Here is an 8,426-nt window from a genome sequence, read left to right on the forward strand (position 1 = left end):
CCACCTCAAAGAGCTATCCGAGTCGGCTGGAGTCTGGAGTTGAACTGTGTCGATTCGAACTTTCCATTCCCGAGTTTCATCGAAGTCACCGCACCGGCGGCGTTGTAGGTGAAATCGTTGACGTACGTCTTGTAGATCGCCGAAGAATTCTCTTTGCTTGTGACCATCGAAAGATCGCCCGTCGCATCAAGCGTGTTCTTTACAACTCTTCCGCTCGGATACTGCTGCTCGACCATCGCACCGCCGAGATTGTACGTGTATGTCATCGCACTATCCGTCGAACCGTTACCGTATGTCACGCCATCTGTCGTTTGCTTACTAGCCGTCACTCTTCCTAAGATGTCGAATCCGGTGTATTCCGTCGTCGAGACGAAGTGACCTAAGACGCCTGACTCTCGAAGCTGCCACATTCTGAACGTGGTAGATTTCAGAATTGAGTTTTGACTTCGTCAACAATTCCGCGCTTATCGAAATAAATCTCAATGTACTTATCTTTTGCGTCCGGCGCCCTAGCAAATCGCTTGATCAAATGATATTGCCACACATACGCCCAAGCTGGTCCACCTGGGTCAGCAAGGGTAACAGCTTCATCCGGGGGGCCAATTTTTTCCATTACCTCGTCACCATTTAAGCCCTTGTGTATTCCATCGACTTTTGACACTAATTCATTTCGTCGAGCTTTGTCCGCCTCAAATGGGAAAACTGTATTTTTATTAAACCCTTGTATCGCGATGGGATCCCTGCTTACCTGAGGCTGTCGTGCACGTCCCCAAATAGTGCATGACCAAATGAATGAATTAAGTATAATCACAATAAAGCAAAGCAGACTCGAAATGCATCGCACCCTGAAAAATACTCTCATGATTCTATTCCTGTATATCTGGGTATCCCCAGCCACTGTAGACGCCCTTGAAATTGGGCTGCTGTCCCTCCGTGCGGCCAAGGGGTGCGGCACCTTTAATAATCTCGAATGTTCCTCCAACTGTCGAATTACTACGCTGGTTGTTGTTAAGCACAACTCCGCCGGCTTGGAGTGTTTGTGCCACGATGTCTGCGCAGTTTCGATTTAGGCTCCAATCTCCTGGATTTGAACGCAGTTGGTCATAGTATTTTTGAATTGCCTTCCAATCCAACCGATCAACGGTCAAAACGTCTGGAGTCGTTTCTCTGGTGTCATCTTTATTTTGGGGTCGTAGAGTTCCAGTTGCATCGATTGGTGTTTTTGTGATTATCTCACCCAAGGTTCCTCCACCATCTCGTGTCGGATAAAAAGAAATATATATGGGGTCCTTACCCGGATGTGTAATCTTTATAGCCAGGTGGCCTGGCGAATCTCCATTTGGAGCCCATCGGTAAACCTCCGCTGTTGCCAATCGAGCCGAACCGTGATTAATAAAACCACCCGCGCCGAATCCAACAATATCACCGTCGGTGTTGATAAATCGCTCATTAGACTTTGGGGTGTAAAGGTGAAATCCGCCTTTTTTACTTGTATACTTCTTATAATCGTCAGACCTATCGTCCAAATAGATGAAACTTGATGAGTCTTTATTTGAAATGTAAACAGGCTTCAGTCCATTAGGATCCGTTAGCTTCAGTGGGCTATTAAGTACATAAACATAACGATTGAACGATTGTGGAACCGCTGCTTTCGCGCTTGCTAATAGCGGGTCTGGCGAAGTAAAGCGACCGTGAAATTTACCGTACATTCTAGCTTGAGCAAAATCCAAGTCGGTTTCACGGTCGCGCTCGTAGCCAGTTATGAACGCGCAATTCGAGATTTCCGTGCGATGCGCATTGCGGCTTGATGTGTTTTCAAAGAGCTAAAGAAGCGGCTAAAGAAAAAGCGGCTTTCGTGCCAAGTTTTTATTATAACTCGACAGGGCTTTTTAACCTATTTGTTTGAGGTTTGCCGGAGATTTTCAGTTGCTTTGCCCACCGCTTTTTTTATGTCCGAGATCTCGACCTGGGTGTAGATCTGGGTCGTGTCGAGGCTGGAGTGTCCGAGCAGTTTTTGGATGTGGCGGAGGCTCGCTCCGTGGCGGAGAAGATGCGTCGCAGGCGTGCCGGAAGGTGTGGACCGTCGCGTTGATCATGGCCGCTTCCGAAGCGTTCTTTACGATGCTCCATATCTGCGGATACGAGAGGCGCCTGCCCGTAACGGAAAGGAACAAAGCTGTCGGATTCGTGACCGGTCTTTTCTTCCGGCTTCGGCCTTTTCCCCAGTAGGCTCCGCTCATCAGTTCGACGCGCGATGTGGCGATATATCTCTCGATCCATCGGGCTGCGTTTTCGGTCAGGGAACGATGCGTTCTCTCTTTCCTTTGCCTTCGCGGATACGCAAGGTCCTGCCGTCGAAGTCGCATATTCAAGCGGTAAAGCTCTCCGTGACGGATGCCGCAGGCGTATAGGGTTTCGAGTATGGAGCGATCGCGAACGCCGATCGCTTTGTCGGTGTCGCATTGCTCGATGATCTTCGATATTTCGGCTTCGGTCGGGACGTGCGGCAATGTGTGTCCGGCTTTGGGAAGATCGAAGGTCTCGGCGATGTTCGCAAGCACTTTATTCGATGTGTAAAGCCATTGGAAAAAGCGTCTGATCCTCGACACGGTTTGTCTTAAGGATGATGCCTTCTGGTCGGTGTATTTCTTGAGGTGAACAAGGTACGAGTTCAGGTGCGTTTCCTCGGCCTCGTTCCAGCGCTTTATCAGCCAGGCTTCCTGCAGGTAAAGCTGCAAGTTATTCAGCACTCTCTCGCTCGATCTTCGGAGGTCCTTCGAGTAGCCTTTGGCTTCGAGTTCCGAGAGGTATTTTTCGATCTCTTTGTTCACATTCGATGGCGTTTTGTATACAGAAGTGACAGCGTAAGACCTTTAACGAGAAGCTTTACGCAATAAGTTGCGGTTTGTAACTTTGGTGACAATGCGTAACCCGTGCTGCTGCCTCATTTAGTCCGATTACAAACGGTGGATCTTGGTCTATCCTGTCGTACAGGCTGGGAGCCGTTTCGCACATTTTTTCAGACCCGCGTTTTTGGCGCTCTTTTTACCGTTATCGACCGCTTTTTTCTCTGGGATGACAGCGGCTGATGACCTCAGCCAGATCGCCCAGTTCGACATGCGTGTAGATCTCGGTTGACGACAGGCGGCGGTGTCCGAGAAGCTTCTGTATCTGCCGTATGTCAGCCCTGCCCTTGAGCAGATGGGTGGCACATGAATGCCTCATCGTGTGCGGCGTGACGTTCTTTTTTATGTTGGCGTTCTTCGTCCATTTGCGGACGATCCGGCGTATGTCGTCCACGTCCAGCGGCCCGCCCGAACGCGACGAGACGAACAAGCGGATCTGTCCCGGCTGGGATGCAAAAGCGGTACGCGCCTGTTCGAGATAGAGCTTCAAGGCTGTCTGCGACGATTGAGTGAGCGGCACCAGCCGCGTCTCATTTCCTTTGCCGTGCTCGATCCGAAGCGTACCCGTCTGCATCTCCACATCGTAGATCGTAAGGCTCACAAGCTCCGCTCTCCTGATGCCGGTTGCGTACATCACCTCCAGAATGGAGCGGTCGCGAATGTCTCTCGCTTTCTCTATCGGGATGCTCTCGATCAGCCGCTTCGCTTCGGCGGGGGTGAGGATATTTCGCGGGAGCATCTTCGGCTGCTTCGGCATCTGGATCGAAGCGGACGGGTTGTGAACGATCACGCCTTCCTGCCACAGCCAGAGAAAGAACCGCTTCATCGCCGCCAGTTTGTTGGCCTGTGCTCCCGATGAAAGCCTCTGCCTTTTCCGGCCCGTTTTTTCGTCTTCCGTTTCAAGCCGGTAAAGCGAGATCTGATACTGCGAAAGATGCGCGGCCGTCACGTCGGCGATTGAGTTCAAGGCGGTGTTTTCCACCAGCCAATCGAGGAAGACCCGTGCATCGCGAGAGTAGTTTACAAGCGTCGCCGGCGAGTAGTTTACGGCCGTCAGATATTCGATAAAGCGGCCTCTTAGAAGCTCCAGTTTTTGCTTTTGATTCTCCGTCCACATCGCGCCAATGCCTCCTTACTCAACAATCAACTGTTAGAAAAGCAGATGATCGATGAGTGTTTTTCTTTAGCCGCATTCAGTGGGAGTTGCTCCAACACGACCTTTGCTTTTATTTTTCCCCTTTAAAAGCTTCTCCACTGACCACAAGGTCGGCTTAAGTTTCTTTTCTGTCTGCAATTAACCTTGTGATTCGACCACCACAAGGTACCCTCAAGGTCGCCTTTTTTACCACAAGGTCCACAAGGTTTGCTGTCGGGCGTCCGGCTTTTTTCTTTAGCCGCTTCGTCTTCTTTTCAACGTCACCATCAGGCCGCCCCGAGTTCACCCGATAGCCGTGCGAACGAGCGAAGCGGTCTGCGAGGAACGAGCGCCCGCGGAGCGAGAGAGCCGGAGCGGACGGCGTACGATAATGAGCTTTTATGTCCGTAGTGTTTTTTACGAAGGACATAAAAAGGATTATCGGATGACGGCAGCGACCGGGAGCGAAGGCATCCGAAGCGAACAACGGCGGGCGTTACTTACACGCACCTTCACCGCTTGGCCTATCGACTCGCCGCTTTCTCTTTAGCCGCGTCCTTTAGTCGCGTTTTCAACTCGTCAACTCCGGTCAGTCCGCGCAGGCTTTGCACCTCGCTCTCCGCATCGCTCGCCAACTGGTACACGCTCGGCTTTCCGTTCACCGCCTGGATCGCCCAGAGATATTCCATCTCGACCAGCTTCTGGCAATACATCCTCACCTGCCAGTCGCTCCATGCGGTCGTCTCGCGTATCTCCCGGCGTGTAAGTTGGACATCGCAAGCCTTGATCTTTAGTTCTTCCGCTCGTCTCTTACACGCTTCTCTTATCGCCTCGAACATTCCACGCACGGGCGGCGCCAGCTCGTCCATTGCCTTGCCGAGGATCTCCTCGGCCAGCTCGTTCGCGAGTGCAATATCGGACAGCTCGACCTCGACATATTCGATCTCGATCTCGCCGCGTTTCGCGGTTTTGATCTCTCTTTGATATTGGTGAAGAAGTGCTATCGAGTTGATAAGCGAGAGATACTTTCTTTGCTCTCGGCGGTGGATGAGTCTTTCGCTGGGGTAGGTCAGATGTTCGACAAAAGGGTTGACGACGGCCAGCGGTTTGAGCATTCTTTGGGCGTGGTGATGCAGCCGTTTGATCTCTTCCGATTCCGCCTTTTCCAGCACTCCCGAAAGACTGTGCTGATGCCGCTGCTGTGAAAGAATGATCCGCGTCTGCTCGATCGATTCGTTCATCGAAAGCTGCACAAAGCGGCTGCGGGTCTCCTCGTCGAACGCTTCGGCTGAGGTCGTCGTTATCACGATCACAACGGGTCCAAAGACTTCGTAATGTTCCGTCGAAAGTTTCCCGGTCGCCGGGTCCGTCCGGGTCGCCGCGATCGAAAGCCTCTGATCCGAGGCAAGCGTCCTAAGTGAGTAGACGGCCTGCATCGCTCCTTCGTCCTCGGCGATCACCAGCATCTTTCTTTGCAATGAATAAGGGTCTTTGTAGAAAAGAGCCTGGCCGGTCAGCCTCGTAACCCTGACAAGCTCCTCCGGCGGCACAAACGCACAGAGAGCGTCCTGCAATGCCGATTTGCCAGCACCCGAACGGGCGACGATAAGCAGGGCAAGCGGTTCCGTCAGTTTCCGGCTGATCGACCCCAGGTAAGCCGTCAACACCGTCGAGCGTTCGCCCACCAGACCGCACCGCCGGAAGTCCTCCACTATTCGCTCACACAGCTTTTCGTCTTTCAGGAAAGCTATCGCCTCCCGCTTCTCGGCCTCGGTCATCGCCGCCGTCGATTCCGCTTCATTGGTCGAGGTCTTTCGCATCGACAGCCTTTCGGCTTCGAGCGTTTCGATCAGCGAAAGTAGATCGGCATTGATAACAGATTCGTTCACGCGGCAATGCTTGGCGGCTATCTGCGCGAAGTTCGCCCTCGCTCTTGCCTGATAAAGATCGAGCGTGTCCAGGTGAAAGAGATTCCCCACATTAAGACGCAAGTTTATTTTCAGCTTCTCAAGTCCGACGCCCGTCAGCGCGCACTCTGTATTCCCGATTGTCGAGAACGATCTGCAATGTTCCATCGGGCAAAGGCACACTCCCTGCGGCCCGCGTTTCCGCCGTCTCTCCGTCTCCGCGTCTCTGCGGTTCAATAAGTCTTTGGACCGCCTCAAGCGTTCCGCCATTTACAACGAACTCCGATGCGTCTTTTGCCGGAAGATCGACCGTGCGGCTTTCTATGCCGATTGCCGATAGCTTCTCGGCGAACTTTAGGGCGGCTTCGCGGCCCGCATCGTCCGCGTCGAGCATTAGCACGACTCGTCTGATCCGGGATTCCTGCAGGTGCGCGAGGATCTCATCCGTCAGAGCGTTCACGCCGTAGGCACAAGTCACATTCCTGATGCCGATCGACCACAGAGCCAAAGCGTCGATCACGCTCTCGGTCAGGACGATCTCGTCCGTCTCTTTTGCTCCGCCGGATTGAAAAGCCCTCGCCGCTTGCCCGAAAGATACAAGTGCTGCTGCTTTTCCGTGTGCCGGGCGTAAAGACCGACTGCTTGATTCGTGCCCGCGTCAACGAGCGGAAAGACCACCGAGCCGTACATCGTCTCATTGCCTTTCTCATTCAAAAGTCCAAGTGATTCGAGACTCCTACGACCGTCCGGGTTCACACGCCCGCGCAGTGTGCCGTCAACATAGCCCAGGCGAAAGACCCGGACCGCTTCCGGCGTGATCCCGCGACTTTGCAAATAAGCGATCGCCTTCTCATTTTTCACCAGCGATTTGTGATAGTAGCTGACGGCTTTCTCCAGATATTCCAAAGCAGTGGTCTGTGGCCGGTTATCAGTGGTCAGTTGCTTATCCTCCTCGGCGTCTCGGCGTCTCTGCGGTTCAATTTCCTGCAATAAAGCAAAGGCCTCCGCAAAGCCGATCCCGTCCGCTTTCATCACAAAGCTGAACGCGTCCCCGCCCTCGCCGCATTTGCCCAGGCAGTTCCACAAGCCTTTTCTTTCATCGACGGCAAACGACGGCTCCGTATCTTCATGAAACGGACAAAGCCCCCAAAGCTGCCGCCCTTTCTTCCGCAGCTCAACCCCGCGCGACCGAACCACATCCGCCAGGCTGATAGTTTGCTTCAATGCCAGAATGTCCTCGTTTTCGATTGCCATAGAAAAAGCTGTCAAGTATTATTTTCAGTTTTTTTGAAGAAAGCAGGGCTTTGCTAACATTGACGAACTAATGCTAGGTTATACTAGCAAGCAATGTCAAGCCGAAAGCAAAAGGATGGTTACAAGAGATGAGATTGAAAAAGTGGCTTTATACTGTCGAAGTTATGGCAGGCAGACCGGCAGAAAAAGAAGCCCCGTTTTTTGGAAAGAGACTTTCGGCGGTGCGCCGCAGTAAGGGCTTAACCCAACAGCAACTAGCGGACAAGCTCGGCATCAAGCGCTCGCTGATCGATTACTACGAAACGCGATCCCCGAACCCGGCCCTGGATTTCATCGAACGCTCCGCCGCCGCTCTCGAAGTGTCGGTCGCCGAACTATTGGGCAGCCAGCCCAATGCCTCACGCTCAAAGCCCGGCCCGCAGTCGCAGCTCCAAAGAAAGTTCGAGCAGGTCAAGCTCCTCCCCGACCGGAAAAGAAAAAGCCCCACCCCCGCACCGGCTTTGGGAAAAAACAGCGGGGGGGGGGACAGGGCCACGGCGCCCCCGCCCCCGCAAACCCGGGGGGCAGAAGTTTCGCCAATGATGGCTCCTGGAATGTACGTGCAGATATTTATCGTCTCGCTTTGCTATGTTTAATGAACGTACATGCAAATCATTGGATAGAAACAACTGGATTTATATTTGGTTCTTGCGGAGCCCCTTTCGATTTCAAATAAACCGTCTTCTGGGTCCGTTTCCACTTTTGTTATGCTCTTTGTCACTTTGCCTCGGCTTTTAGGTTGATTTTAGTTTTTTTAATGCGGTTTTCTTAGGTCTAACAAAGCCACGATTCCTTTGATGTTGTTCCTCGTCCCGCATGGACATTGTATTGCTTTGACGCGTTATTGCAAAGGATCGTCACCGTTATACTAACGAAAACCCGGCCAATTAATATTTTCATACGGTTAGTTTCCTCTCTCCAATTTGTTCATCGCCTTCTTGGCCTTGTCGGGCAAAGAGTTACCGGAAGATTTGTTCCATCGTTGGTATAGCTTGCTTTTCGCCCTGGATTTTCTCTCATATCCCTTCTTGTGGTGGGTTAAGGCTTAAACTTTTTCTGAAAACTGTGCGTCCAGATTTTTGGCAATGGGTCCCTTTTTGATCTGCTTACCTATCTCTTTTGACTACCTAATTCCACATTTGTCCTTTATGGTATCTAAAGATTTTTGTTGTTCGTAGAAAGTCA

At 52.2% G+C, this 8,426-nt stretch carries 9 protein-coding genes and 2 pseudogenes; 1 reads left to right on the forward strand and 10 read right to left on the reverse strand.

Features of this window, described 5'->3' with window-relative positions; all coding sequences use genetic code 11:
- Positions 1–5 precede the first annotated feature (5 nt).
- From IPQ00_07345 to IPQ00_07390, 10 genes and pseudogenes are all read right to left on the reverse strand, one after another.
- Complete coding sequence (locus IPQ00_07345; GenBank protein ID MBL0240373.1) at positions 6–410, reverse strand: hypothetical protein; 405 nt, start codon at positions 408–410, stop codon at positions 6–8.
- Between the two features lie 17 nt (positions 411–427).
- Entirely contained in the window at positions 428–661 is a 234-nt protein-coding gene (locus tag IPQ00_07350; GenBank protein MBL0240374.1) for a hypothetical protein, read from the reverse strand.
- Positions 662–866: 205 nt separating this feature from the next.
- Entirely contained in the window at positions 867–1,730 is an 864-nt protein-coding gene (locus IPQ00_07355) for a hypothetical protein (protein MBL0240375.1), read from the reverse strand.
- A gap of 164 nt (positions 1,731–1,894) precedes the next feature.
- Positions 1,895–2,366, reverse strand: a pseudogene (locus IPQ00_07360) (tyrosine-type recombinase/integrase).
- A 207-nt stretch (positions 2,367–2,573) separates the two neighbouring features.
- Positions 2,574–2,831, reverse strand: a pseudogene (locus tag IPQ00_07365) (site-specific integrase).
- Between the two features lie 220 nt (positions 2,832–3,051).
- Positions 3,052–4,023: a tyrosine-type recombinase/integrase gene (locus IPQ00_07370; GenBank protein MBL0240376.1), complete on the reverse strand. Its 972-nt coding sequence runs from the start codon at positions 4,021–4,023 to the stop codon at positions 3,052–3,054.
- Positions 4,024–4,177: 154 nt separating this feature from the next.
- Positions 4,178–4,471, reverse strand: a complete 294-nt coding sequence (locus IPQ00_07375; GenBank protein ID MBL0240377.1) for a hypothetical protein — start codon at positions 4,469–4,471, stop codon at positions 4,178–4,180.
- A 94-nt stretch (positions 4,472–4,565) separates the two neighbouring features.
- On the reverse strand, positions 4,566–6,020 hold the full coding sequence (locus tag IPQ00_07380) for a DNA primase (protein ID MBL0240378.1): 1,455 nt from the start codon (positions 6,018–6,020) through the stop codon (positions 4,566–4,568).
- 28 nt (positions 6,021–6,048) lie between these two features.
- On the reverse strand, positions 6,049–6,468 hold the full coding sequence (locus tag IPQ00_07385; GenBank protein MBL0240379.1) for a toprim domain-containing protein: 420 nt from the start codon (positions 6,466–6,468) through the stop codon (positions 6,049–6,051).
- Positions 6,469–6,476: 8 nt separating this feature from the next.
- Entirely contained in the window at positions 6,477–7,202 is a 726-nt protein-coding gene (locus IPQ00_07390; protein MBL0240380.1) for a hypothetical protein, read from the reverse strand.
- A gap of 128 nt (positions 7,203–7,330) precedes the next feature.
- Here IPQ00_07390 and IPQ00_07395 point away from each other — a divergent pair, with 128 nt between their 5' ends.
- On the forward strand, positions 7,331–7,837 hold the full coding sequence (locus IPQ00_07395) for a helix-turn-helix domain-containing protein (GenBank protein MBL0240381.1): 507 nt from the start codon (positions 7,331–7,333) through the stop codon (positions 7,835–7,837).
- The last annotated feature ends 589 nt before the right edge of the window (positions 7,838–8,426 follow it).

This window comes from Chloracidobacterium sp., from assembly GCA_016720705.1.
Lineage (GTDB): Bacteria > Acidobacteriota > Blastocatellia > Pyrinomonadales > Pyrinomonadaceae > OLB17.